At 67.8% G+C, this 24,728-nt stretch carries 23 protein-coding genes; 8 read left to right on the top strand and 15 right to left on the bottom strand.

Annotated features, from left to right (window positions below; translation table 11 throughout):
- Positions 1-87 precede the first annotated feature (87 nt).
- Positions 88-2,319, bottom strand: a complete 2,232-nt coding sequence (locus tag ACFVBH_RS05450) for a SulP family inorganic anion transporter (protein WP_354988845.1) — start codon at positions 2,317-2,319, stop codon at positions 88-90.
- A gap of 732 nt (positions 2,320-3,051) precedes the next feature.
- Between ACFVBH_RS05450 and ACFVBH_RS05455 the strand changes: the two genes are divergently transcribed.
- On the top strand, positions 3,052-3,474 hold the full coding sequence (locus ACFVBH_RS05455) for a hypothetical protein (RefSeq protein ID WP_379000029.1): 423 nt from the start codon (positions 3,052-3,054) through the stop codon (positions 3,472-3,474).
- 69 nt (positions 3,475-3,543) lie between these two features.
- On the opposite strand, the gene ACFVBH_RS05460 is transcribed toward ACFVBH_RS05455, so the two are convergent.
- From ACFVBH_RS05460 to ACFVBH_RS05495, 8 genes are all read right to left on the bottom strand, one after another.
- Positions 3,544-4,353 (bottom strand): ParA family protein, encoded by an 810-nt coding sequence (locus ACFVBH_RS05460; RefSeq protein ID WP_379001599.1) that lies wholly within the window; start codon positions 4,351-4,353, stop codon positions 3,544-3,546.
- Positions 4,354-4,625: 272 nt separating this feature from the next.
- Positions 4,626-5,312, bottom strand: coding sequence for a response regulator (locus ACFVBH_RS05465; protein WP_379000031.1), 687 nt, complete (start codon positions 5,310-5,312; stop codon positions 4,626-4,628).
- Positions 5,309-6,541, bottom strand: a complete 1,233-nt coding sequence (locus ACFVBH_RS05470; RefSeq protein ID WP_354988849.1) for a sensor histidine kinase — start codon at positions 6,539-6,541, stop codon at positions 5,309-5,311. The genes ACFVBH_RS05465 and ACFVBH_RS05470 overlap by 4 nt, the downstream gene beginning before the upstream one ends.
- A gap of 98 nt (positions 6,542-6,639) precedes the next feature.
- The gene (locus ACFVBH_RS05475) at positions 6,640-8,877 is read right to left on the bottom strand and encodes an MMPL family transporter (RefSeq protein ID WP_379001601.1); all 2,238 of its coding nucleotides are present in this window, start codon (positions 8,875-8,877) and stop codon (positions 6,640-6,642) included.
- A 107-nt stretch (positions 8,878-8,984) separates the two neighbouring features.
- On the bottom strand, positions 8,985-9,950 hold the full coding sequence (ligD, locus tag ACFVBH_RS05480) for a non-homologous end-joining DNA ligase (RefSeq protein ID WP_379000034.1): 966 nt from the start codon (positions 9,948-9,950) through the stop codon (positions 8,985-8,987).
- 80 nt (positions 9,951-10,030) lie between these two features.
- Positions 10,031-10,906, bottom strand: a complete 876-nt coding sequence (locus ACFVBH_RS05485; protein ID WP_379000036.1) for a helix-turn-helix domain-containing protein — start codon at positions 10,904-10,906, stop codon at positions 10,031-10,033.
- Positions 10,864-11,385 carry a DUF6879 family protein gene (locus ACFVBH_RS05490; RefSeq protein ID WP_379000038.1) on the bottom strand — a complete coding sequence of 174 codons (522 nt, stop codon included), beginning with the start codon at positions 11,383-11,385 and terminating at the stop codon, positions 10,864-10,866. The genes ACFVBH_RS05485 and ACFVBH_RS05490 overlap by 43 nt, the downstream gene beginning before the upstream one ends.
- Complete coding sequence (locus ACFVBH_RS05495; RefSeq protein WP_354991038.1) at positions 11,366-11,644, bottom strand: hypothetical protein; 279 nt, start codon at positions 11,642-11,644, stop codon at positions 11,366-11,368. Before ACFVBH_RS05495 ends, ACFVBH_RS05490 begins: the two co-directional genes overlap by 20 nt.
- Positions 11,645-11,863: 219 nt before the next feature.
- On the opposite strand from ACFVBH_RS05495, the gene ACFVBH_RS05500 reads away from it, so the two are divergent.
- The gene (locus tag ACFVBH_RS05500; RefSeq protein ID WP_379000041.1) at positions 11,864-12,361 is read left to right on the top strand and encodes a hypothetical protein; all 498 of its coding nucleotides are present in this window, start codon (positions 11,864-11,866) and stop codon (positions 12,359-12,361) included.
- A 57-nt stretch (positions 12,362-12,418) separates the two neighbouring features.
- Here ACFVBH_RS05500 and ACFVBH_RS05505 read toward each other — a convergent pair whose 3' ends face one another.
- A complete protein-coding gene (locus tag ACFVBH_RS05505; protein WP_379000043.1) occupies positions 12,419-13,276 on the bottom strand; it encodes an Ig-like domain-containing protein in 858 nt (285 codons plus the stop codon).
- 363 nt (positions 13,277-13,639) lie between these two features.
- Between ACFVBH_RS05505 and ACFVBH_RS05510 the strand changes: the two genes are divergently transcribed.
- Positions 13,640-14,887: a thioester reductase domain-containing protein gene (locus ACFVBH_RS05510; RefSeq protein ID WP_379000046.1), complete on the top strand. Its 1,248-nt coding sequence runs from the start codon at positions 13,640-13,642 to the stop codon at positions 14,885-14,887.
- Between the two features lie 266 nt (positions 14,888-15,153).
- Complete coding sequence (locus ACFVBH_RS05515; protein WP_379000048.1) at positions 15,154-15,579, top strand: hypothetical protein; 426 nt, start codon at positions 15,154-15,156, stop codon at positions 15,577-15,579.
- 17 nt (positions 15,580-15,596) lie between these two features.
- Here ACFVBH_RS05515 and ACFVBH_RS05520 read toward each other — a convergent pair whose 3' ends face one another.
- Together ACFVBH_RS05520 and ACFVBH_RS05525 are read right to left on the bottom strand one after the other, a co-directional pair.
- Positions 15,597-16,211 carry a hypothetical protein gene (locus ACFVBH_RS05520; protein ID WP_354991043.1) on the bottom strand — a complete coding sequence of 205 codons (615 nt, stop codon included), beginning with the start codon at positions 16,209-16,211 and terminating at the stop codon, positions 15,597-15,599.
- 252 nt (positions 16,212-16,463) lie between these two features.
- Positions 16,464-17,102, bottom strand: coding sequence for a TetR/AcrR family transcriptional regulator (locus ACFVBH_RS05525; protein ID WP_379000051.1), 639 nt, complete (start codon positions 17,100-17,102; stop codon positions 16,464-16,466).
- A 143-nt stretch (positions 17,103-17,245) separates the two neighbouring features.
- Here ACFVBH_RS05525 and ACFVBH_RS05530 point away from each other — a divergent pair, with 143 nt between their 5' ends.
- Complete coding sequence (locus ACFVBH_RS05530) at positions 17,246-18,154, top strand: alpha/beta fold hydrolase (protein WP_379000053.1); 909 nt, start codon at positions 17,246-17,248, stop codon at positions 18,152-18,154.
- Positions 18,155-18,199: 45 nt separating this feature from the next.
- Positions 18,200-18,997, top strand: coding sequence for an SDR family NAD(P)-dependent oxidoreductase (locus tag ACFVBH_RS05535; protein ID WP_379000055.1), 798 nt, complete (start codon positions 18,200-18,202; stop codon positions 18,995-18,997).
- Positions 18,998-19,216: 219 nt separating this feature from the next.
- Here ACFVBH_RS05535 and ACFVBH_RS05540 read toward each other — a convergent pair whose 3' ends face one another.
- Both ACFVBH_RS05540 and ACFVBH_RS05545 read right to left on the bottom strand, forming a co-directional pair.
- Positions 19,217-20,179 (bottom strand): ferritin-like domain-containing protein, encoded by a 963-nt coding sequence (locus ACFVBH_RS05540; protein ID WP_379000057.1) that lies wholly within the window; start codon positions 20,177-20,179, stop codon positions 19,217-19,219.
- 191 nt (positions 20,180-20,370) lie between these two features.
- Positions 20,371-21,459, bottom strand: coding sequence for an agmatine/peptidylarginine deiminase (locus tag ACFVBH_RS05545; RefSeq protein WP_379000059.1), 1,089 nt, complete (start codon positions 21,457-21,459; stop codon positions 20,371-20,373).
- A 280-nt stretch (positions 21,460-21,739) separates the two neighbouring features.
- Here ACFVBH_RS05545 and ACFVBH_RS05550 point away from each other — a divergent pair, with 280 nt between their 5' ends.
- Both ACFVBH_RS05550 and ACFVBH_RS05555 read left to right on the top strand, forming a co-directional pair.
- Entirely contained in the window at positions 21,740-22,951 is a 1,212-nt protein-coding gene (locus tag ACFVBH_RS05550) for a serine/threonine-protein kinase (protein WP_379000061.1), read from the top strand.
- 43 nt (positions 22,952-22,994) lie between these two features.
- On the top strand, positions 22,995-24,110 hold the full coding sequence (locus ACFVBH_RS05555; protein WP_379000063.1) for an agmatine/peptidylarginine deiminase: 1,116 nt from the start codon (positions 22,995-22,997) through the stop codon (positions 24,108-24,110).
- Between the two features lie 12 nt (positions 24,111-24,122).
- Here ACFVBH_RS05555 and ACFVBH_RS05560 read toward each other — a convergent pair whose 3' ends face one another.
- Positions 24,123-24,695, bottom strand: a complete 573-nt coding sequence (locus ACFVBH_RS05560; RefSeq protein WP_354991049.1) for a TetR/AcrR family transcriptional regulator — start codon at positions 24,693-24,695, stop codon at positions 24,123-24,125.
- Between the last annotated feature and the right edge of the window lie 33 nt (positions 24,696-24,728).

Below are 24,728 nucleotides of genomic sequence, written 5' to 3' on the forward strand. Positions count from 1 at the left end.
GAACATGTTCTGAAGGCATCGAAAGATGCTGTGGACGGCGTTGGCCACAACTCACCGGACGAGTCGTGCCAGGCTAGAAGTAAAGACTTAGCAAAGGCTGAGAAAACCTGAGCCACAATGGCTATCGGCCTCAACATCGTCGATCTCACGTATTCCGTCCACCGTGACCTCCACCACTCGGGCTGTCGCGATATCGAAGAACAGACCGGAAAGCACCACCCCCCTCTCATCCACGCCGCGCCGCACCACCGGGTGCGCGTAGAGCGTCTCCAACTGCACCGCCACATTGACCATGCCGAGCTGATCGACGGGACCGAATCCCGCGGCCGCCGCGGCCTCGGCCACCACGTGCCCGAAACGGAATCGGTCCAGGCTGGGCCGGGCATTGGCCAGCCAGTCGTCCAGACCCGACCCCGTGACCGCCTCGGCGTGCAGCGCCTCCATCGCGCCGCATCCGGAATGTCCGCAGACCACCACCGAACGCACGTCGAGTTTGTCCAGGGCATAGACCAGCGCGGCCTCCATCGAGGAGTCCCGGCGATCGGCGGGGATCAAATTCCCGACATTGCGGACAGTGAACAGATCCCCGGGCCCGCTATTGGTGATGACATTGGGCACGATGCGCGAGTCGGCACAGGTCACGAACAGCGAATCGGGCTCCTGGCCATTTCGCAGCACATCCAGGTGCGGGAGCATCGCGTGGGCGTGGTTGCGGTGATAGGCCGCGACGCCGGCGACCACCGGATCCACCCGCTGCCCGTTGCGCCGCCACGGCGAGAGGACCTCGTCGACCATGTGCCGCGAATGCCCGCGCGCGGGCGGACCGGACACCGCGGCTGCCATCGTCGCGCTGCCGCGCTCCACGAACTCCACCGTGCCGCCGTCGGCCCGATGCTCGCCCACCCACTCCTGGATCGCGTCGTAGGCGGCGTGGTCCAGGAAGTCGACGGTCATCTCGATCGTGACGTCGGATCCGGTGGGCACCTTGGCCAATTCGGGCGCGAGCCGGGGCAGGGCCAGGAAGGTGAAGGTGCCGTCCACGGTCACCTTCCAGCGCAGCGGCCCCACCTCGGCGGCGGACACCGAGACCCGGACCACGCGCCACAGCAGCAGCCCGAAGGCCAGCGCCAAGCCGAACAGCATGCCCATCAGCAGGTTCCAGAACACCACCACGGTCACCGTCGCGGCGTAGACCACCAGGTCGCCGTTGCGCTTGGCGAGCCGGATGTGGGCCAGCTTGATGAGCTGGATGCCGACCACGATGAGCAGACCGGCCAGCGCCGCCTTGGGAATCTGGCGCACCACCCCGACCAGGGCCACCGAGAAGACCAGGATCCAGAGCCCGTGCAGCATGGTCGAAGACCGCCCGCGCGCACCGGCTTTGACATTGGTGATGCTGCGGACGATGACCGCCGCGATCGGCAGGCCGCCGATCAGACCGGACACCACATTGGCGCTACCCTGGCCGATCAGCTCGCGATCGAGGTCGGTGCGCCGGGCGGAGTTCTTCTGCATGCGGTCCACCGCGACCGCCGAGAGCAGGGTCTCCACGCTGGCGATCAGGGCGACGGTGACGGCCATCAGCACGACCGTGCCCCAGCCGCCGTGCGGCACCTGCGGCAGATTCAGCTCGTCCACGAGCGAGCCGTTCAGCACGATGTGCTCGACGCTCACCGGCAGGACGAAGGCGACCAGCGTGGCCGCGACCACCGCCACCAGCGGGGCAGGGATGGCGCGCACACGTTCGGGGACGTGCTTCCAGCCCACCAGGATGGCGATGACGAGCAGTCCGACGAACAGATCGCCCAGGCGCGCCGAGCGCAACTGCCCGGGCAGTCCGGTGATCGCGTCCCAGGACGAGCTCAGCGAATTGCCGCCCGACAGGACGTGCACCTGCTGCAGGGCGATGACGACACCGATCCCGGCGAGCATGCCGTGCACCACGACCGGGGCGATGGCCAGCGCGCCGCGGGCGATCCGGCTGAGCCCGAACACGATCTGTAACACCCCCGCCGCCACGGTGATGAAACAGGTGACGGCCCAGCCGAATTGATTGATGCACTCGGCGACCACCACGGTGAGGCTGGCGGTCGGACCGCTGACCTGCAGGGTGGAACCGCCGAGCGAACCCGCGACCAGGCCGCCCACGACGGCGGCGATGAGGCCGGCCGCGACGGGCGCGCCCGCGGCCACCGCGATGCCGATGGACAGGGGTAGGGAGACCAGGAAGACGACCAGTGAGGCCGGTAAGTCGTGGCGGATCAGGTCATGGAGGCCGGGCAGCGACGTCCGGGGAAGCTGTTCGGTGTCGGTGGACATATTTCTCCTTCGCCGGAGCGTTTTACGGCCCGGTTCATCGGTCAACATGTACTGGCATCGAGAGCGAGCGGCGGGCGAAGCTGTGTAGGCACGACGCTATTCAGAGCGGAACGGCGTAATCGTAAAGACTGTCCAAAGAAGCTGAAAAGAGTTTGCGGCACGTGGGGCGAACTTCTATCAAACTGTGACCTACACCACTTTGATCGAATGTCCAGTCTCTTGCCCGCACACCAATTGGTCGCCTGTGTAAAACAGAAAAACCCGATGGTTACCACGCATCGAAACAAGAAGATGATCGGCGACCCGGGCCGCATACCGTGCATCCACGCAACGACCGGCGGCGAGATTCCCTCCCGGGCCGCCCGAGCCGCACACCGGCGACTTTCATGCAGCTACCTGCAACTCCACCGAGTACGCCGAGGCCGCGAAGCGAGCCGCATGCTCGATCGCCGAAGGCATCGACCGCGACGGCATCGAGAAATCTATCGACAATGAGACCCGAGGGAACCGGCGGGTCGAATTGACACCGAGTGCCGTGATCGCTAAGCCGCGACCACATTCCCAGACATTCGGTGCCGTCGATAATTCCCGGCGCCGACTTCAATGAGTCGAATTGACCGATTTGACCGATATTTCGGGCGCAACGGTTCAGCAAAATTCCCGGACCGGCCCGGGGTGCGCGCGCATGATGGGAAGACGATCGTGATTCATCGATTGATTCGAGGGCCCGTCATGCCGCATCGCCGACTGCCGCTCTATCTGCTGGCCGCCACGGCCTGCGCCGGAATTCTGGCCGGGCCCGCGGGGGCGCAGTCGCCCGCCGTGTCAGCGGACGCGGAACTCGTCTATCAGGTCGCCACGCTGGGCATCAGCGGGAGCGCCACCTGCGACGGCGGCGGGACCGCGGGGGTCGAGGTGGTGGACGGGTCGCTGGAGCAGATGTTCCAGGGCGGGATCGGGGGGCCGATCGCCATCCGGCTCGACGGTCCGGTTCAGGTGGACTGCGACGGGGCGGCGCATCGGTGGACGGGCAATCTCGTGGCGCCCGGCCGGATTCTGCCGAACAGCTCGGGCGGGCAGGTGACGGTCAACCTGACCCGGGGGCAGAGCACGATAGCCACGACCGGACCGCAGCCCGCGTACATCGTGGGCTGAGGCAACCGGCACGACCTCGCGAACGCCACGGCCGCAGCGCATTTCATCCGCCGGCCGCGGCACCCGGATTCAGCGCTGTTTGAGCACCTCTTGCGCCAGCGCCCGATACTGGTCCGCGCCACGCGATTTGGGCGCCCACGAGGTGATGGGCTCACCCGCGATGCTGGCGTCGGGGAAGCGGACCGTGCGCGTGATCATCGTTTCGTAGACCTGCTCGCCGAAGATCTCCTCGACCCGGGTGAGCACCTGACGCGCGTGCAGCAGCCGGGAGTCGAACATGGTGATCACGATGCCGAGCATGTTCAGCCGGGGATTGAGCCGCTCGCGGACCTTCTCCATGGTGTCGGTGAGCAGTGCGAGCCCACGCAGGGAGAAGAACTCGCACTCCATGGGGATGATCACGCCGTCGGCACAGGCCAGCGCGTTCACCGTGAGCAGGCTCAGCGCGGGCTGACAGTCGATCAGGATGTAGTCGTAGCGATCGCGCAGCGGTTCGAGGACCCGGCGCAGCGAGTACTCGCGAGCCACCTCGTTGACGAGCTGAATCTCCGCGGCGGACAGGTCGATATTGCTCGGGAGCAGATCCAGGCGCTCCACACCGGTGTGCAGCAGCACCTCGTCGACCGGCGGCGTATCTTTGCCGATCAGGTCGTACACGGTCATGGTGAGGTCGTAGTGGGACACCCCGAGCCCCGCGGACAACGCGCCCTGCGGATCCAGATCGACCAGCAGCACCCGCTGCCCGGCTTCGGCCAGTGCCGCGCCGAGATTGACCGTGGAGGTCGTCTTTCCCACTCCCCCTTTCTGATTGCACAGCGCGATGATCTGCGCTTCGGCTTGTGGCGCCTGGGACCGAATCTCGGATTTGTCCGCACTGATGACAGTCACGATCCGCCGACACTCCTCTTCGTTGCTTGCCCCCGACCGCTGCCACCCCAACCAACAGGGCGAACCGGACACGAGCAGTTTGCCGAAATGTCGCTAGGTTAACCGAGAAATCGGACGAAACGCGGGAACGCCACGTGTTGATTGACAACAGCCGTCACATCAGTCACGTAAGGCATCAACGGTACCAAAGCAATTGGATCGCATCCCCGACGGCCCCGCCGCCGGAAGGGATTTCAGCGACCGGCCGACGGCCCGGGCTAATTTCAGTTGCTCGTGCCGCGGCGCGGCGGCTCGACCCGTACCAGGCCGGACTGGAACGCGATCACCACGAGCTGGGCGCGGTTCTGCACACCGACTTTCGACATCGCGCGCTGCACGTGGGTGCGAACGGTCAGCGGGCTGACGTACATCCGCTCGGCGATCTCCTCGTTCGACAGCCCCTCCGCGACCATCGCCACCACCTCGCGCTCCCGCGCGGTGAGCACCTCGAGCGATTCGGCTGCGCTCACCCGGCTTTCGGGGCGGGCGAGATAGCGCGAGATCAAGGTGCGGGTCGCGGTGGGCGAGAGCAGCGCCTCCCCCGCGGCGACCGCCCGGATCGAGCGCAGCAGCTCCTCCGGACCCACGTCCTTGCCCAGGAAGCCGCTGGCCCCGGCGCGAAGGGCCTGCGCCACATACTCATCGAGTTCGAACGTGGTCAGGATGAGCACGTGGGTCTCGTGCAGGGCCGGATCGGCGCAGATCTCCTGGGTCGCCGCCAGGCCGTCCATCCCGGGCATCCGAATATCCATGACCACGACGTCTGGTGCGGTCGCGCGCGCCAGATCCACTGCCTCCCTGCCGTTTCCGGCCATCCCGACCACTTCCATGTCCTCGGCCGAATCGATCAGCAGCCGGAAGGTCCCGGCGAGCAGGGCTTGATCATCGGCCAGCAGTACCCGGATGGTCATGGTTTGTCCTCGTGGTCGGCGACGCGGGGTGGCTCGAGCGGAAGTTCGGTGGTGACTTCGAAACCGCCGTCCGGACGACGGCCGGCGCGCAGGTGACCGCCGACCGAGACCGCGCGCTCGTTCATGCCGATCAAACCGTAGCCCTGGTCATCGTCCGCCGAATCAGGCTCCGCGCGAACGGTTTCGGATCCGCCGTCATCGCTCACGCTGATGGTCAGCAGCAGCCGGGAGTAGACCAGGCGCACGGTCGCGGTCGCGGTGCTCGCGTGCTTGGTGACATTGGTCAGCGCCTCCTGGATGATGCGGTAGGCGGTGAGATCCGCGCCGGGCGAGAGCGGGCGCGGCTCGCCGGTGACCGAGAGCTCGACCCGCAGTCCGGTGCGCTCGAAAGAGCCGAGCAGCTCGGACAATTGATCCAGGCCCGGGGTCGGCTCGAGCGGGGCGTCCGAATCGTCCTCGCGCAGCAGTCCGACCGTGGCCTTGAGTTCGCGCAGGGCCGCGGAGGTGGTGCCGGCCAGCTGGTCGAGCATCTCCTGCGCCTGGTCCGGCTGGCTGCGCAGAAGGTATGCGGCGGTGGAGGCCTGGGCGTGCGCCAGGGCCATGTGGTGGGCGACGATGTCGTGCAGTTCGCGGGCGATGCGCACGCGCTCCTCGCCGACCCGCTGGCGCGCTTCCTCCTCGCGGGTGCGCTCGGCCAGTTCGGCGCGCGCGTGCAGGGCCGCGAGGTAGCCGCGCCGGCTGCGCCCGGCCTCGGCGAACGCGCCCGCCACGAGCACCGCGGCTATCAGGGTGATGCGGCCGCCGGTGAGGATGGGCGTGAAATCGTGCACCAGCGAAGCCAACAGCAGCGCGCCGCCCGCGAGCACCGGCGCGAGTTTGGCGGTGCGCAGATCCGCCGCCCAGATGCCCGCCGAGTACGCCGCCACCAGCGCCGCGCCCGCGGTGAGAATCGACGGCTCGAAGCCGCACACCGCGATCGCGACACCGCAGCCGGTCGTGACGCCCAGCACCGCGAGTGGAAAACGCCGGCGCCACAACAGCGCCAGCGACGCCGTGCACGAGAGGCCGAAGACCACCAGCGAGGCCGGTTGGTCGACCACCGGCCCGCGGCCGTCGCCGTGATCGATCAGGCGGCTGGCGTAGGTGGCCAGCGCGCACAGCAGCACCGCGACCATCACGTCGACGGCCCGGCTGTGCCGGCGCGGCCACTGCGACCATTCGGCGGTCATGTGCGCGTCCCTTCTCGTCGTTGAGAACCCTAATCGGCGGGCCGCACCGGGACCGGTAGGCCGCCCCACCCGGGACGGCCCACCTGGTGCGCCGGTCGCTAGGCGCGCGCGTCCTCGAGTTCGCGCACGGGGGCGGCGGGCTCGGCGTGCTTGGTCAGCGCCTCACCCTCCACGTCCACGTTCGGCAGAATGCGGTCCAGCCAGCGCGGCAGCCACCACGCCTTGTCGCCGAGCAGGGCCAGCACGGCCGGGACCAGGGTCATGCGAACCACGAAGGCGTCGAAGAACACCGCGGCCGCCAGGCCCAGACCCATCATCTTGATCATGGGCTCGCCGCCGCCGACGAAGCCGGCGAACACCGCGATCATGATCGCCGCCGCGGCCACCACGACCCGGCCGCTGTGCCGGAATCCGGTGACGATGGCGTCGGTCGCGCTCTCACCGTGCGCGAAGGCTTCCCGCATGCGGGTGACCAGGAAGACCTCGTAGTCCATCGCGAGGCCGAATACCACGCCGATCAGGAAGATCGGCATCATGCTCATGACCGGACCGGTCTGATCCACGCCGATGAGACCGGCCAGCCAGCCCCACTGGAACACCGCGACGATCACGCCGAAGGCCGCGCCGACCGAGAGCAGGAACCCCAGCGCCGCCTTGATCGGCACCGCGATGGAGCGGAACACCAGCATCAGCAGCAGGATCGCGAGTCCGACCACGACCGCCAGGTACGGCAGCAGGGCATCGGCCATCTTCTGCGAGACGTCGATGTTCATGGCGGTCGCGCCGGTGACCAGCACGGTCGCACCCGTCGCGGCCTTGAGATCGCCTGCCTCGCCGCGCAATTCGTGAACGAGGTCCTTGGTTTCGGTGGAGGAGGGACCGGTGGCGGGCACCACGGTGAGCATGGCCGCGTCTCCGGCCTGGTTCGGGATCGGCGGCGTCACCGACACCACGCCCGCGGTCTCGGTCAGCGTGCGCGCGATCTGCTCCAGTGCCCCTTGCGGATTCGCGACGCCCGCGAGATCCACCGCGATGGTGAGCGGGCCGTTGAACCCCGGGCCGAAACCGGCGGCGAGCGCGTCGTAGGCACGGCGCTGCGTGGTTTCGGTGGACTGGGATTCATCGCCCGGCATGCCGAGCTCCAGGCTCTGCACCGGCAGCGCCAGCACGCCCATGCCGACGAGGCCGATCAGCAGTACCGCGACCGGGCGTCGCACGATGAACCGGGCCCAGCGGGTGCCCATGCCGGGCTTGTCCTCGCGCAGCTGAGCGGCGGTCGCGGCGTTAGCCGCGTCCGGGGTCTGTTCGCCTGTCGCCTTGGCGGCCTTGCGGAAAGCGCGCGGCATGACCGCGTTCTGGAAGAAGCCGAGCAGCGCCGGCAGCAGGGTCAGCGCGATGGTGACCGCGACGGCCACGGTGCCCGCGGCGGCCAGGCCCATCTTGGTGAGCGCGGGGATGCCGACGACGGCGAGACCGGCCAGCGCGATGACCACGGTGAGGCCGGCGAAGACCACCGCCGAGCCCGCGGTGCCGACGGCGCGGCCCACCGCTTCCTTGGCGGTGTACCCGTCCGCGCGTTCGGTGCGGTAGCGCGAGACGATGAACAGCGCGTAGTCGATGCCGACGGCCAGGCCCAGCATCATGGCCAGTGTCGTTGTGGTGGTGGACATTCCGATCGCCACGATGGCGGCGATGCCGACGCCGATGCCGATCAGCGCGGTCAGCAGCGGGAGTCCGGCGGCGGCGAACGCGCCGAAGGTGATCATCAGGACGATGGCGGCGATGGCCACGCCGACGAGTTCGGTGGCCGCGCCCATCTCGGGTTCGGGCATCAGCGCGGTGCCGCCGATCTCCACGGTGACGCCCGCGGCCTTGCCGGCCTCGATGGTGTCCGTCAGCGCTGTTTTGGTGGCGTCGGTGAGCTGATCACTGGTTTCGCCGTAGCTCACGGTGGCGTAGGCGGTCGTGCCGTTGGCGCTCACCGCGCCGGCCTGGAACGGGTCGAGTACGCCCTTCACCTGCGTACCGCCCGCCACCGAGCCGATGACCTGCTCGACCGCGGCTTGATTGCGCGGCGAGTCGATCCGCTGCCCTTCGGGGGCTACGAAGACGATACGCGCTTGTGCCCCATCGGATTTGGTGCCCGGGAAGCGCTCCTCGAGCAGGTCGAACGCCTGCTGGGATTCGGTACCGGGAATGGAGAAGGTGTCCGGCGGCGGTGTGGGCGCGGCGGCGGCCCCGACCACCAGCGCGCCCATGATCCCCACCCAGAGCAGAGCGACGAGTCGCCGCTTCTCGAACGCGATCCGGCCGAGCCGGTACAGGAGTTTCGCCATGCGATCATGCTCGTCCGGGGCCTTCGTAGTCGGCATCGTGCGAGCGGAGGCCGTCGCGCGTACTGCAACGGCAGTACGCGCGGGAGCTTTCTACGTGATCGGCACGATCAGTCCTCGGAACCCTCGTCCAGATCGACCGTGATCTTGTCCCGGTCGGCCCATTCCAGCAGGGGTGCGAGGTCGAAGACCGCGTCGTCGATGCCCGCGTGCAGGTCGCCGAGGTCGGCGTAGCGGGGCGGGACGGTCGTCATGGTGAAGTCGGTCGGGTGTATGTCCGGGATCTCGTCCCAGCGGATGGGGGTGGAGACCGTGGCCTCCGGAACCCCGCGCACCGAGTACGCGGCGGCGATGGTGTGATCCCGCGCATTCTGGTTGTAGTCCACGAACAGCTGCGCGGGGTCGCGGTCCTTACGCCACCACGCGGTGGTGACGTCTTTCGGCGCGCGCCGCTCCACCTCGCGGGCGAAGGCCAGTGCGGCCCGCCGCACGTCCTGGAATCCGAGTTCGGGCACGGTCCGCACATACACGTGCAACCCTTTGCCGCCCGAGGTCTTGGGCCACCCCACGGCCCCCAGCTCGTCGAGCACCTCGTGCACGACCCCCGCGACCCGCTGCACCCTCGACCACGGACAGTCCGGCATGGGGTCGAGGTCGATCCGCCACTCGTCCGGCATCTCGGTGTCGGCCCGCCGAGAGTTCCACGGATGAAACTCGACCGTGGACATCTGCACGGCCCAGATGACGTCCGCAAGCTTCTCGACACACAACTCGTCCGCGGTCCGCCCGTACCGCGGAAAGTAGAGCTGCACGGTAGGAATCCACTCCGGCGCTCCGGCCGGCACCCGCTTCTGATGCACCTTCCCACCCGGCAGCCCCTTGGGGAACCGATGCAACATGCAGGGCCGCTCCCGCAGAGCGTTGACGATCCCGTCCCCCACGCTCAGGTAGTACTGCACCAGGTCCAGCTTGGTGGCCCCGGTCGCGGGGAAATACACCCGGTCCGGGTTCGACACCCGCACCGTGAAGTCCCCGACCGCCACCTCCACCGCGGGCGAACCAGACTTACCGGCCATCCCCCGACCCTAACGGCCGAACCGGACACTCGCCCTCGAACTCCCCCGCGTTTCGACGGCTTCCGGCCGGACGGCCGCCTTCACCCGAGGCGCGCTTCGACCGCCCGGCGGATCAGTGCCCGGGCGGCCTCACCCGTCACCGCCTGGCTCGCCAGCACGTCGAACGCCCGCCCGTACTGGGCGATCTCCCGGGGCTGGGTGATCGTCAGCTCGGCCGTCACGGTCTCGACCATGACCCGCGTGTTGTCGAAGATGAGGAAGTTCGTCATCGACACCCGGTAGGGCGATTCGGCCGGGACGATGCCGAGGACGACCCTGGGCATGCCGAGAACGGCCAGTAGCCGATCGAGCTGACCGATCATCGTCTGATCACTGCCCACCGACGTGCGCAATGCCTGCTCCGCGATGACGAAGTGGAACCGATGGTCGCGCCGGTACAGAATCTGCTGGCGTTCCATGCGTTTGGATACGCCTTCATCGACATCGTCCGGCACCCGCTGGAAGTCGACGACGCTGCGCAGGACGCCCTCGGCGTACTCCGCGGTCTGGAGCAGACCGGGCACCAGGAAGGGGTGATAGACCCGCATCACCTCGGTGTCGGCTTCCAGCTTGATCGAGAGCTGTTGCCGCCGTGTGGTTCCGGTCCCGAGCACCCGCCGCCATTCGAGCCACGCGGCCTCGAGATTCCGCAGGGTCGCTATCAGGTCGGGGATCTGCGCCTCGGAGCCGGTGTGCACACACCACGCGCGGACGTCGGCGTCGGTGGGCTTGGTCCTGCCGTATTCGATCTTCGAGATCTTCGTCTGATGCCAGCCGGCCCGGCGGGCGAGATCGCTGCCCGTCATCCCGGCATCGAGGCGAAGCTCCCGAAGGCGTGCCCCGAGAGCCTCCCTCGCCTGGTCGATCGAGCCGGTCACGAGTCCTCGTACCGCGGCAACGGAGTCGCCATTGCCCACACCCGCTCTTTCACGCCCCGGACGTATTCGACGATCCGCGGATCGGTGGTGACCGCCGCGCCGAGCCATCGCCCGTTCTCCTCGGGCTCGAACACCGTGAACGCCACGACGGAATCGTCGAAGAGCCACCAGTCGTCGCGGGTCAACTGCTCCGCGTCGATCAGCTCGCGCGAGAGGTAGCGCACCTGTTCGCCCGCCGCCATGTTCAGGCGGGCGACATGTCTCGCGTAGCGGGTGTAGTCATTGTGCGGATTCGACACGACCCGCGCACGATTGATCGCAACCCCACGACTCACGGTGTCGCGAACCAGCTTCAACCACGGTTGAAACCACTCGTAGTCCTCCGCCTCGCCGGCCAGGAACCGAAGGAGTGGACCGTAGTCCGCCGAGTAATAATCATCGCGCACTTCGAGGTGAAAGGCTTCACGTTTCGCCGCACGAAACAGGTCATCGAAAGCCTCACCCTGCACTAGCAGCATCGCCGTAGAACGTCCTCTCCGCCTTGGGCACCTCGATGGCCGTCTCGTTGGGGTAGATATCCATTTGCGCGAGCGCTTCGCAATCGGTCACCGGAATTCCGGAGAGCGCGAAAGTCCCTCTGCCCGTGTCGATCATCGCCGAGTCGATGTACGTATCGGGATGAATGAATCCCAGCAGCCGCTGCGGGATCTCGATCGTTCCGGCCGTCTCGGTCTTCCAGCCCTGAACGACATAGGTCGCCCGGTCGGTGTCGTACATGGTCGGGCACCCGCCACCCTCAGAGTCGCCCCTACCGAGAAAATGAACCCGCATGATCAGTCTCCAATCGGATCTAATGCACGGTCATGCTCGAACCTCTCAATGATCCTCCAGCAGAGACCAAATGGAAGAGCGATGACAATGCCCGAGCATCTTCGAGCATGATTCTGGCTCGCGACCGGGGCTGCTCTCTAGCGTCGGAGCCGAGGCTTCGGCGCGATGGATTCATCCGCGTCGAACTTCCCACACACGGCTGGTGACCCGAGGGGCGCGATGGCGAGGACTACCCGGCTTGTCGAGTTCCCGGGCGGCGTGCTCGAACTCGATTCCTATGGGACGCCCGATGACGACTATCCCGGCGATCGCGAGGACAGATCCGAAATGCGATACAGGCCAACATGTCTCGGCTATCTTCGGACAGATATTTCCGGCATGTCCCAGCTGTGGGACGAAGGGCAGATTCGAAAACTCGCCGCCGGCCTCGGCTACGACTTCGCCCTGATGGTGCTGTTCGATCCGACCTCCGGCCGCCCGCCGCTGGCCAGGCTCAAAGCCCAGGCCACACGCTTGGACGCCCGGGCCGTGATCGTTCCCGGTCCCGAGCATTTCACCGGCTGCCGAGTGCCCGAGTCGCTGATGCGGCAACTGGACGTGATCACGGTCCACCCGGAGCAGACCTATTCCCGATACCCCGGCTGGGACCGGCGCCGGGCATGAACGCGAACCGGCTGCGACCGAAGACTTTCGGTCGCAGCCGGATTCGGGAGTGCGGAACTACGAGCCGAACGAACCCGTGCTGGGCTTCGGGGGCTCGGGATCGGTGGGCTGCTCGGCGACGGTGACCGTCTTGGTCGTCGTCGAGCCCGCCACGCCTTCGCGGCCGGAGAAGGTCGCGCCGATCGTGTAGGAGCCGGCCGCGCCGGGGGTCCAGACGATCGTGGCCTTGCCGTTCGCGTTGACCGGGATGTCACCCAGGACGTTGTCGCCCGCCTTGAACTGCACGGTGCCGCCGGCCGCGGCCGGGTTGACGGTCGCCTCCAGGGTCACGGCCACGCCGACCTTGGCGCCGGAGACGTCGGCCAGGGCGGTGGTCGAGAGCGCATCGCTGGAAACCGTGATGCTCGGGCCCTTGCCCTGGTAGATGCCGTCGCCCAGGGAGCCGCCGTAGTGCATGGAGGTCGGCAGCGGGGTGTCGCGGGCGCAGTTGACGCCCACCTTGTACTGCACCTCGAAGGTCTGCGACTTCGGGTTGATGTTCGGGTACACCGGGTACTTGGTGATGCCGAACTCCGCGCGCACCCAATCCGAGGACGAGGTGTCCAGCGAGACCTGGTCGCCGCCCATCTTGGCCGAGCCCGCGACGGGGGTCAGGCAGGCGGGCTTGAGATCCTTGACGTTGTAGATGTACTCGACCGGAATGCCGGTCCGCTCCCACTTCGTCGTGACGGTCACGATGTCGCCGACCTTGGGGGTCGTGTTCGACACCGTGCGGGTGAACTTGCTGTTCCCGTCTTCCCAGGTGATCGATCCCGGCGCAGCCGAAGCCGCCGGCATCATCGCGGCCGCGAAACCGGCCGCGACCGCGAACGCGGCCAACGAGCCTGCCGCTCGCTGCGTTCCTCTATCCACCATCTTTGCCTCCACGTACAGCCGGGTGCCCTTCGATGTCGTCACCGAGGCGCTGATTCACCCGAACTGGCGAGCAGTAGATCACGCCGGGACACCCCGGCGGACGAGAATCCGAAATGAATGTAAGTCAGATGTCCAGGTAGTCGAACCTGAAACAGGTTCTCGCCGGACAATACAGCCCTGAACAGGCAGGCAGCCCATTTTGAAGATCAAGATGAAATTTGCCGAACGAGCGCCTGACCCACGTGCCGACACCAGCCCGCGTCCCAGTCACCGAGACCGGTGGCACAGGAATCGGGGTCTGCTGACACTCCCCGCCATCGCCCTAGCATCGACCCACTGCCGGGGGCGAAGGGACGGGCCGCGATGGGAATGCTCGCACGACCCAGATCACTGGCCGAACTGGGCGGATTCACCACGGGGGCAGGACATTCGACGCCGATCCCGGCCCGTGCCCTCGGCGATGCGGTGCTGGATGCCGCCGTGGCGCCCGGCGGCCGGCGACCCGCCGGTCTCGACTCCGTGCTGCTCACCGGCGCCAGCGGGTTCCTCGGCGCATATCTGGTGCACGAGCTGGCATTTCGGCTCGGGGTCCGGGTGCTGTGCCTGGTGCGGGCCACGGACCGGGGCGCGGCGCGCGCGCGAATCGCGGTGGCGTTGCGCCGATACGGCCTGTGGAGCCCCGCCCTCATGCGGCGCGTGATCGCCGTGCCCGGGGACCTCGGCGCGCCGCGCTTCGGCCTCACGAGCGCCGACTACGAGCGGCTGGCCACGACAGCCGACGCGATCGTGCACAACGGCGCGCGCGTCAATCACGCCGAATCCTATGAGCGCCTGCGCGTTCCCAATGTGCTCGGCACGGTGTCGGTGCTGCGGCTGGCCTGCCATCGCGGCGCGATCCCAGTGCACCTCGTATCCTCCACCTCGGTCGCGGCCCGGCCGCACGGCCCGGTTCCGGAACGGGTGCCCGAGCGACCGGGTGACGCGAGCGGGTACGTGGTCGGCAAATGGGTCGGCGAGATGCTGATGACCCAGGCGGCCGCACGCGGGCTGCCGGTGCTCATCCATCGGCCCGATCGGGTGTGCGGACCCGCGGACACCGGCGCGACCGGTACGGATGACGCCTTCTGGACGGTGATTCGGGCGATCGCCCGGCTGGGCATGGCGCCACCCGCGCCGCCCGAACCCCTGAGCCTGGTGCCCGCGGACTACGTCGCCGGCGCGATCGCGTACGCGGTGGCGCGCCCACCGGCACAACACCGGCACGCGCCGGTCCACCACCTGGTGAACCACACTTCCATACCGGTCGGCACGGTGCTGGATCGACTGCGCGCCACCGGCATTCCCGTGCGATCCGCCACGGTCCCGCAGTTCCTCACGGCGCTGTCCGAGGCCGCCCGAACCGACCTGGGAATGGCCCGCGCGCTGATCATCAGTTCGCTGAGCGGCCCCGGGCCGTGCCGCTGGGATGACACCAATGCCCGCCGCGCGCTGGTCCGGTCCGGCATCTCGTGCCCGCCCATGAGCTGCGATCTGATCGATCGGCATCTGGAACACCTGATCGAGACCGGGTTCCTGCCGCAACCTGTCAAGGTGCCCGGACAACTCGGCTGACAGCTTCGAAACGCTCTGCCGGACCTCGGAACTGCTGTTCTGTCGCGGTAACCAGACCGATCAACCCGTAACCGCCCCCGAATTAGCATGCAAGGGGCCTGGACAGGTCTCTTGCGCTTGCATCAATTGGTGATAGCTTTTTTCTATGGTCGGGGCCATGGCGAGCGTCGGAAACACCTAGAGGAAGTACCGTGTCCAGAGCTGGAAATACAATCGTCGCAAGGGTTTGCGGAGTAATCATCGGAACCCTGGCGTGCCTGCTGGGTGTGACCCCGGCCCACGCCGACCCGGCGCCCGGCCCGGCACTGGTCGGCGACACACTGTATTTCGCGCTCGGCAACTGGAACTGCTCGATTCGCGGGGACGGCGTCCTGGGCTGCGACCTCGACGTCCCGGCCGCCAGTATGAATGTTCTCGTTGCCGGCATGCAGATCTCGCTACCGAATGTGCCCGCGATCATCATCGATTCGTCGGGCTGGCCCGCGCATCCGGAGTGGAACTCCAACGGCAGCCATACGCTGCCCGGCGGAAACCCGGCCCTGCCGCGGTTGAATCAGGTCAGTTATCACGACCCGCAGTTCTCCGTCACCCACGCGGGCGCCACCTGCCAGCTCACCTTCAACGGCGCGGCGGTGTGCACTTCCCTCGGGCGTGGGTTCGGTCAATGGGGACCAGTGCCGCACGGCTACTGATCCCCATGAATCACCGTCTACCGGTACCAGACGCCGGAATCCCAGGCGCCGTAGTTCCAGACGTTGAAATCGTAACGCTGATGCGCGCCTCCGAAGAGGTACCCCCACCAACCAGCGGAGGTGTCGCAGATCTGATCGTCGCGATTGCAGACGGTCAGCACCGGGAAACCACCGAACCAATCATCGACGCCCGCAAGGGGATAGCCGATGATGCCACTGCCGGGGGTCGAGGCCAGCCCGCCCCAGCCGGGGCCGCCGCGCCGCTTGGGATCGGCCAGCAGAATGGCGTTGGCATTGTCCACACCCTGATTCGCGGTGACCCACGCGTGCACCAGGCCCGCGCCCTCGCTGTGCCCGATAAGGCGGATGTGGTCTCCCGGGCATTGGTTGCGATGCTGCCAGAAGAGCCGGTTGATTTCGTTCAGGCCCGACATCGGGTCCAACGAGTTGTAACCGACGGGCTGATTAACAAATGGGATGAACGTCGACGACGTATTGTCGCCGAGTCCGCCGACACCGATTGCCCAATCGCCAACGCAGACATCGGCCTTGGCTTCGGCACCGGACACAGCGGTCACGGACAGGAGCAGGGCCAGCAGTAATGCGGCGAAGAGCGCCGTTGCTCTACGCATGGTGGTACTTCTTAACTTTTAGATCCTCCGGGACTCGCCCGGCTCCAGCTGGATGTACCCAGAAATTGCTGGCGCTCAATCCTGTCGGCGAAACAGTTACATCGGCGGCGTTTTCCTAGTCCGTAACGCAATGTCGGAGACCAACATCCGGACGCGGCGGCGGGCGGCCGGATAATCACCCGCCGAGGCGTCCGGAAAGCGGTCACGAAAGCATGGACCCGCGCCCGAAAACCGTGTAGCCGAGGATTCGCGTCACTCGGCCGCGTTCAGCACCGCCGCAACGGCTTCGATCATGAGGCCGGTGGCGCGCCCGAGCACCGCACCGAGCGGTTCGGTGAAATCGGTGGCGGCCCAATGATCGACGGCGGCGAGGTAGCCCCACGCGGCCTGCGCGGCGGCGTAGCGGATCGCGAGGTCGTTGTCGTCGCGGCCGAGGCGATGCGCGAGCAGCGCGCGGACGTGCCGTTCGAGGGCATGGATCTGCAGCAGCTCGCCGGTGCGAACCTCGGGTTCGGAGGTCATCAACCGCACCCGGCGGACGATGCGCTGTTCCTCGCCCGGATCGACGAGCGCCGCGATGACGGCCGGGGCCAGCGCGGCCACCTCGGCCAGCAGTTCGGCCGGTGTGAGCACCCGGGTGTCGGCGGTCAGCAGGGTCAGGGCCTGTGCGTCCACGTGATCCCAGACGACGAGCTGTTCCTTGGTTCCGAAGTAGCGGTAGATCGTGCTCGCGGAGATGCCCGCGGCGGCCGCGACCTGTTCGACCGAAGCCTTGCGGTACCCATCGGATTCGAAGAGCCCGAGCGCGATTTCCTGGATCTCCAGCATGGCCCGCGTCTTCCGGCGTTCGAGAAGGCTGGGCTGCTGCGGCGGGCGGGCGGAAGCAGGCACCAGAGCACGATACGCGAGCGCGGGCGCCGTCCGGGCAAGCCCTTGCGGGACTTTCCGAGCATCGCTAGTCTTTGCAAGTCACTTGCACTCGGCCAGTGGCATTCACACAGTCCGCGACAGCATCGCGAAGGGGCGGGGGCCTGATGGGCACGAACACGACACTCGGCGAGACCGAAACCGACGACGTCACAACACGAATGGAACGACACGACCTGGTGGTCGACGGCCGACGAGTCGCCTACACGCTGGCCGGAAGCGGCCCGGACCTCTGCGTACTCGTCCACGGCCTGGGCGGCTGCCGCAGACACTGGGCGCCGACGATTCCGGCCCTGGCCCGAACCCGCCGCGTGATCGCGGTCGACCTCCCCGGCTTCGGCGATTCCGAGCGGCCGCGCTCCCCGGCCATCGCCAACGCGGTGGCCGTCATCGAGGCCTTGCGAATCACCCACGACGCCAACCACATCGACATCGCCGGCCATTCCATGGGCACCCTCGTGGCCTGCGAGGCCGCCACCCGAAATCCCCGCACGATCAACCGCGTGGTCCTCGCGTGCGGCCCGATCACCTCGGTCCTGTCCCTGTTCGAAGCACCCCTGGCCACACTCCGCCGCGACCCGAAACTGGCGAACTTCCTGATAGAGGCCGCCACCGCGGGCCTCCCCCTCCCACCCCCGCTCCAATCACTGATAGCCCGCACCCCCTGGGCCCGCCACCTGGCCCTGGCCCCCTACGTCCCCCACCCCGCGGAGATCCCGAAAACCACCGTCGAACACTTCCTCTCCGGCGCAGGAGCTCCCGGCACCCTGGCCACCCTCCGCCAGGGCTTCGGCTACGACTTCACCCCCGCCCTGACCCTCCCCCACCCCACCCTCCTGATCGGCGGCGCCCAGGACCGCATAGCCCCACCCCCCGACCTGCACGCCTTCGCCGCCGCCGCCCCAACCCTCCGTACGGTACGAATCCTCCCCCGCACCGGCCACCTCCCGATGCTCGAACGCCCCACGGAGTTCAACACCCTCGTCGATCAGTTCCTCTCCCCCACACCCCACTGACCCTGCGTCCCAGCACAATACGACGGCCCATCGGAAGGAATGCAGATGCGATCCGCGAACCACGATCGAGCACGCACCGCACTGGTCACGGGAGCCGGCAGCGGGATAGGAGCCTCGTTCGCTCACGCCCTCGCCCGACAGGGCCGGCACGTCATCGCCGTCGGCCGGAACCGCGCCCGGCTCGAAGCCCTGGCCCGAGAGATCGACGCCGAGGTACTGGTCGCCGATCTGCTCGACGAACACGACCTGGGTGTCGTCGAACAGCGAGTCCGGGACGGCGTGGACATACTGGTCAACAACGCCGGCTACACCACCTACGGATCGTTCCCCGAACTCGAGGTGGAACACGAACTCGGTCAACTGATCCTGCACGCCGCGGTGCCGCTGCGGTTGTGCCATGCCGCCGCCGGGTCGATGCCGTCCGGCGGGCGGATCATCAATATCGCGTCCCTGGCCGGAATCGCGGCCGCGCCCCGCCTGGCCGCCTACGGCGCGAGCAAAGCCGCGTTGATCTCGCTGAGCGAATCACTCCACCACGAGCTACGACCAGCGGGGATCACCGTCACCTGCGTGTGCGCCGGGTATACCCGGACCGAGCTGCAGGCCCGTGCCGGAGTCGACGCCTCGGCACTCCCTCGATCCCTGTGGCACGAACCGGAGTTCGTGGCCGAACAGGCGCTGCGGGCCAGCGACCGTGGGCGGGCCCTGGTCTATCCCGGACGCCTCACCGCACTCACGGGGGCGTTGATGCGCCATCTTCCGCGTTCACTCGCACGGCAGGCGGCGGCCCGGACGTACGCCATGGTGACGCCTCTCGACTCCGGGGCACACGCGGCGAGCTGAAAAGCTCTCAGCCCCCATTGAATTCGCGTCCGAGCCCACAGCACCACGCTCGTTCCGGAACGGGTCTCCGACCGTGTCGGCGTCAGGTCGCGGCGAGGAGCCGGGAAAACGGCGGTGGCCCCCTCCGGGGAGGGGGCCACCGTCGTACTACTTCTTCCGACGTCCGAAGGGGCCGTGGTCATTCGGACCCCGCAACCGTCGGACATCGTCGCGGGGCGGTCAATTCAGGCCCGCGACATCCTGGGCGATCGCGGCGAGGCGGTTCTCGGCGGCCGCGACCACGCCGTGGCGGTTCTTGTTCGCCTCCTCGTATGCCAGGACGGCGCGGATGTCGGAGGGCTCGGTCAGCTCCTTGAGCTTGGCCGACGCCTGGGTGACATTCAGCTCGTCGAAGCGGCGGATGGGGAGCTCGGTGGGGTGCAGGACACCGGTCGCGGTACGGGCCGCGTGCACCGAATCGGCCGCGCGCGTCTCGCCCTCGCGGCGGGTCACCTCCTCGACGCTCTCGAGCACCGCGTCGCGCGACGCCCCGAGCGACTTCACCGCCACGTCGCCGACGTGCGCGCCGCGGGACAGCAGCTCGTTCAGGGCGGGCGGGGCCGAGCGGAACGCGTCCAGGGTGCGGTCGATGCCGCGCGTGGACCAGGTCACCGGGAGGTTCGCCAGTTTGACCGCGGTGCCGGTGACGGCTTGGAAGGGGGTGCGGCGCAACGCCGCCGGACCGCCCAGTGCCTCCTCCGCCAGCACCGTGCCGAGCCAACTCACGGTCGCCGAATGCGCCTTGATCAGGCGATCGGCCAGCGCGACCACCTGCGGCTCGCGCGCGTTGGTCGCCAGCGCCTTGATGTAGCGGGCGCGGTCGAGCAGCTGATGCTCGAGCGCGAGATCGCCGAGCAGCGCCTCATCGAACGGCTGGGCCTGTTCCCGCAGCGTCTTCACCACGGCCGTGGCCTTGCCGAGGAAGGGTCCGATGACCTCCGGCACCCCACCCAGTTCACGCTCGGCCGACCCGATCGCCTCGGCCCGAGCACGGGCGTTGGCCGCGTTGGTCGCCAGCTCCTCGCGTACCGCTTCCGTGCGCGCCTGCCCGGTCCGGGTCTCGGCGATCTGGATCTCGGTATTGGTCAGAGCACGTACCGAACGCAACTGCGCCCGCAACAGAGAGGTGTCACGTGTATTCATCAGGTTTCGCTCTCCTTCGACGGTATTTTTCGGATCGGCGCATTTGCGCCTTCCTCAGACATACCCCGCACCGTCGCTCATAACAGTGCGCCGCAAGCGATTTGATTCACGCCGAGTGCGGCGGACCACAAATTCCTCCGTCGCGCGCAGCGCAATTCACAAGCCGTCCAACCCTTTCCGAGCGGACGGGCTCAGACCGCAGGCTCCTGCTGCGTGGTGCAGTGGATACCGCCCCCACCGGCGGCGATGCCATCGATGGCGATCTGCACGATCTGCCGGTCCGGGAACAGCCGTTGCAAGGTCGCGAAGGCCGCCGAATCCGCCTCGGGATCACCGAATTGCGGCGCGATGACCGCACCGTTGCACACGTAGAAATTGATATATCCGGCCGCGAAGTCCTCGCAGTCGTACTGCGGGCGAACTCGCGAGGGACCCTGAATCACCTCGACCCGCAATTTTCTTCCGCGCGCGTCGGTCTCGGCGTGCAGGATCTCCAGATGCGCTCGGGTGACCTGGTAGTCGAAGGAATTCGGGTCGTTGTCCAGGCCCGCCACGACCACGCCCGGCCCGGCGAAGCGCGCGTAGAAATCGGTGTGCCCGTCGGTGATGTCGTAGCCCGCGATACCGGGCAGCCAGATGATCTTCTCCAGCCCCAGCAGGTAGCGCAGCTCGGCCTCGACGTCACCCTTGCGCCAGCCCCGATTGCGATTGCCGTTCAGCACACAGCTTTCGGTGATGATGGCGGTGCCCTGGCCGTCGACCTCGATACCGCCGCCCTCGAGCACCAGATCGGTCTCGAGCCGCTCCACACCCGCGTGCGCGGTGACGAGCTCGGCGACCTTGCGATCGCGGCGGTGCTGCTGTTTACCGCCCCAGCCGTTGAAGTTGAAATCGATTCCGGCCCGGCCTTTTTCGCCGGTGATGAAGACCGGCCCGGTGTCCCGCATCCAGAGGTCGTCCGGCGGCGCGGGGACCAGTTCGACGTTCGCGCCGCCGATCAGCTCCCGGGCGATATGCAGCTCATCGGGCCGGACCAGCATCGACACCGGCTCGAAGCGCGCGATCGTGGTGGCGATGGTGGCCAGATCGTGGCGCACCTGCGCGAGCAGATGCCGTCCCCACACGTCCTTGCTCGCGCCGAACGCCATCCAGGTGCGCCGGTGCGGGTCGGCTTCGTCGGGCATGATCCAGCGCCGCCCGTCGTCCTCGGCGTCGCCGGGGTCGCCCAGCAGCAGCGCGCCGAGCGCCTCACCCATTCGCGCGAATCTGCTCTCACCCATGCCGCCGTACTCCTGACCGGTTGTCGATCCGCCGCCTGCGCGACGGGTGGCCGCGCCGTGCGACCCGAGGTTCACGATAGTTCTGACTGAATTTTCAGTCCAGCTAGTGAGGTGGCTTTCACAGTGCTTTCATCTGCGTGAACACAGCTACCGACAATCCAGCTCAAACCCCGCAGAACAGCCATGCGCTACGATCCTGACTAGATTTTCAGTTCATTTGCGGAACACGACCGAATCCCCAGCGCCCGGACAGGCTCGCTCGGTCGACAGGAGAACCCCCGTGGAAGCAAGTACGTTCGGCCACTACGACCTGCACGAACTCATCGGCGAAGGCGGGATGGGCCGGGTCTACCGGGCCTACGACACGACTACCGACCGTTTCGTGGCCCTGAAGGTGCTGCACGAGCACACCGCCGCCGATCCCGCCTTTCGCGAGCGCTTCCGCCGCGAGGCGCACGCGGCCGCCCGCCTGCGCGAACCGCACGTGGTTCCGATCCATCGCTACGGGGAGATCGAGGGCCGGCTGTACCTCGACATGCGCCTGATCGAGGGCACCGATCTGCAGACGCTGCTGGCCCGGCACGGCCCGCTCGACCCGGAAGCGGCGGTCGCCGCCATCGATCAGATCGCCGCGGCCCTGGACGCCGCGCACGCCGCGGGGCTGGTGCACCGCGACATCAAGCCCGCGAACGTCCTGGTGGGCGATCGAAACTTCGTGTACCTCATCGATTTCGGGATCGCGCGCGCCGAAGGCGAGCCGCCGCTGACCACCTCGGGCTCGGCGATCGGAACCTTCGCGTACATGGCCCCCGAGCAGTTCAGCACCGGCCACGCCAGTGCGCAGTCCGACGTCTACGCACTCGCCTGCGTCCTGCACGAAGCGCTGACCGGCGCGCGGCCCTTCCCCGGCGACAGTCTCGAGCAGCAGGTCTCCGGACATCTGATGACCCCCGCGCCGCGCCCGAGCCGGCTGCGGCCGGGCCTGCCGCCGGGTCTCGACGCGGCCATCATCCGCGCGATGTCCAAGCACCCCGAGGACCGGTACGCGAGCGCGGGCGAATTCGCCGCGGCCGCACGCCGGGCGCTGCACGTTCCCGGACGCCGCATCAACCGGGCCGCGCAGGCGATCACGGCTCCCGCGGCGCGCATCCTCCCGCCCGCGGCGGTGGAGTACCGATCCGCCGACGCGGCATATCGATCGGCTCGCACCGCGGTCGCGCCCCCAGCACCCGTCGCGACGGCCCCGCCGCCCGTCATCGCCCCGCCGTATCCGACACCGTTGCCGCACAACACCTTTGCGCCCACACCGCCGAAGACCCGGCGCAAGGGCGTGCTGTGGGCGACTGCCGCGCTGCTCACGATCGCCGCCGTCATCGGCGCGGTCTACCTGTTCACCGAACCCATCCCCGAATCCGATCCGGCCGTGGTCGACGGCACGACGTCCGAATACCGCGACACCGAGCCCTATCCCTCGGATTCCTACTACCGCTGATCTCCGCCGATCCCCCATCACCCGACACATCAGGAGTAAGAACATGCAGAGACGCCGATTCGTACAGACCGGAATCACCGTGGTCAGCGGCCTGATCATGGCAAACCAGCAGGGCATCCTCCCGCGCTCGCCGTTCGGCGGCAGCGGCAGCGCAGCCGAATCGACTTGGCGCATGCCGGAGGAGGGCGAGCCGCATCGGCGCACCTGGATGGCCTTCGGCGCGACCGCCGAGAACTACGACGACGTCCTGCCCGAGGCACGGCGCAATCTCGCCACCATCGCGCGGACGATCGCCGCCTTCGAACCGGTGTCCATGCTGGTGCGCCCGGCCGAACTCACGATCGCGCGCGAGCTGATCGGCGACGCGAACGTCGAACTGGTGCCGGCGGAGATCGACGATCTGTGGATGCGCGACACCGGCCCGGTCTTCGTCTCCGACGGCGGTCGCCGGGCCGGGGTCGACTTCAACTTCAACGGCTGGGGCGGCAAGCAGGAGCACGGTTTCGACGCCGCGGTAGCCGAGATCGTCACCCGCGCGGCCGGTGTGGAGCGTGTGCGCACCGACCTCGTGCTCGAGGGCGGCGGCATCGAGGTCGACGGCGAGGGCACCGCCGTCATCACCGAGAGCTGCGTCCTGAACGCCAATCGCAATCCCGGCTGGAGCAAATCCGATGTCGAGGCCGAACTCGACCGGCTCCTGGGCCTGCGGAAGATCATCTGGCTGCCCGGCATCGCGGGCCGGGACATCACCGACGGGCACACCGACTTCTACGCGCGCTTCGTGCGTCCCGGCGTCGTCGTTGCGGCACTGGACACCAACCCCGAGTCCTACGACCACGAGGTCACCAAGCGCCACCTGGAGATTCTTAAGACAGCGACCGACGCGCACGGCCGCACCGTGCAGGTCGAGGTCATCAAGGCGCCCACCCGCGTTCGCCCCGAGTACAAGTCGGCCGACTTCGCGGCGGGATACATCAACTTCTACGTCTGCAACGGCGCGGTCATCGCACCGGAATTCGGTGACGCGGAAGCGGATTCGGCCGCGTTCGCGATCCTGGCCCGCCTGTTCCCGAACCGGCGGATCGTGCAGATCGACATCGATGCCATCGCCTGGGGCGGCGGCGGCATCCACTGCACGACCCAGCAGGAACCCGCCTGATCGAAGCGCGCCTCAGACGCGGCCGAGTTCGGCGACGATCGCCCCGGACAGCAACTCGCGCGCCCGTTCCACCGTGAGCGAGCCGCTCAGCCACCGTTCGCTCAGTCCCTCGACGAGCGTGGTGAGCCGGGCGGCCGCCGCGGCGGGATTCACCTCGCGCAACGCCAGCCCGGATTCCCGCGCTCGCTCGATGAGGGCGGCGACGTCGTCGACCCATTCCTGGGTGCCGGCCCGCAATTGCTCGCGCAGTTCGTCGTTGAACACCGCGCTGGCCCGCAGCTCACCCCAGGCGATGCTGTTGTCCCGGACCTCGGGCACGTCCTGTATCTCGAGCAGCAGCATCTCCTCCAGCGCCGCACGCGGGTTGGCCTGGGCAAACGCGCTCTCGGTGTACCGGGCGGCCTTACCGCTGACGAACTGCAGCGCGTGCTGCAGCACCCCCGCCCGATCCTTGAAGTGGTAATAGATCAGCGCGGTGGACACCCCGGCCTCGGCCGCGAGCTTCTCCACGCGCAATCCCCGCACCCCGTCGTGGGCGATGACCCGAACGGCGGCTTCCAATATCTGCGTTTGGCGGTCGGACACGAATTGTCAGCTTACGGACCGGTACCCGGCAAG

It is taken from the genome of Nocardia sp. NPDC057668 (assembly GCF_042799795.1).
Lineage (GTDB): Bacteria > Actinomycetota > Actinomycetes > Mycobacteriales > Mycobacteriaceae > Nocardia.

Coding starts and splice junctions, on each gene's coding strand:
- ACFVBH_RS05470 (WP_354988849.1), bottom strand. CDS start 6,541: ATGACCGCCGAATGGTCGCAGTGGCCGCGCCGGCACAGCCGGGCCGTC.
- ACFVBH_RS05545 (WP_379000059.1), bottom strand. CDS start 21,459: ATGGGTGAGAGCAGATTCGCGCGAATGGGTGAGGCGCTCGGCGCGCTG.
- ACFVBH_RS05530 (WP_379000053.1), top strand. CDS start 17,246: ATGGGCACGAACACGACACTCGGCGAGACCGAAACCGACGACGTCACA.
- ACFVBH_RS05555 (WP_379000063.1), top strand. CDS start 22,995: ATGCAGAGACGCCGATTCGTACAGACCGGAATCACCGTGGTCAGCGGC.
- ACFVBH_RS05495 (WP_354991038.1), bottom strand. CDS start 11,644: ATGTACGACACCGACCGGGCGACCTATGTCGTTCAGGGCTGGAAGACC.
- ACFVBH_RS05500 (WP_379000041.1), top strand. CDS start 11,864: ATGGATTCATCCGCGTCGAACTTCCCACACACGGCTGGTGACCCGAGG.
- ACFVBH_RS05505 (WP_379000043.1), bottom strand. CDS start 13,276: ATGGTGGATAGAGGAACGCAGCGAGCGGCAGGCTCGTTGGCCGCGTTC.
- ACFVBH_RS05455 (WP_379000029.1), top strand. CDS start 3,052: ATGCCGCATCGCCGACTGCCGCTCTATCTGCTGGCCGCCACGGCCTGC.
- ACFVBH_RS05465 (WP_379000031.1), bottom strand. CDS start 5,312: ATGACCATCCGGGTACTGCTGGCCGATGATCAAGCCCTGCTCGCCGGG.
- ACFVBH_RS05475 (WP_379001601.1), bottom strand. CDS start 8,877: ATGGCGAAACTCCTGTACCGGCTCGGCCGGATCGCGTTCGAGAAGCGG.
- ACFVBH_RS05520 (WP_354991043.1), bottom strand. CDS start 16,211: ATGCGTAGAGCAACGGCGCTCTTCGCCGCATTACTGCTGGCCCTGCTC.
- ACFVBH_RS05510 (WP_379000046.1), top strand. CDS start 13,640: ATGGGAATGCTCGCACGACCCAGATCACTGGCCGAACTGGGCGGATTC.
- ACFVBH_RS05490 (WP_379000038.1), bottom strand. CDS start 11,385: ATGCTGCTAGTGCAGGGTGAGGCTTTCGATGACCTGTTTCGTGCGGCG.
- ACFVBH_RS05540 (WP_379000057.1), bottom strand. CDS start 20,179: ATGAATACACGTGACACCTCTCTGTTGCGGGCGCAGTTGCGTTCGGTA.
- ligD (WP_379000034.1), bottom strand. CDS start 9,950: ATGGCCGGTAAGTCTGGTTCGCCCGCGGTGGAGGTGGCGGTCGGGGAC.
- ACFVBH_RS05535 (WP_379000055.1), top strand. CDS start 18,200: ATGCGATCCGCGAACCACGATCGAGCACGCACCGCACTGGTCACGGGA.
- ACFVBH_RS05450 (WP_354988845.1), bottom strand. CDS start 2,319: ATGTCCACCGACACCGAACAGCTTCCCCGGACGTCGCTGCCCGGCCTC.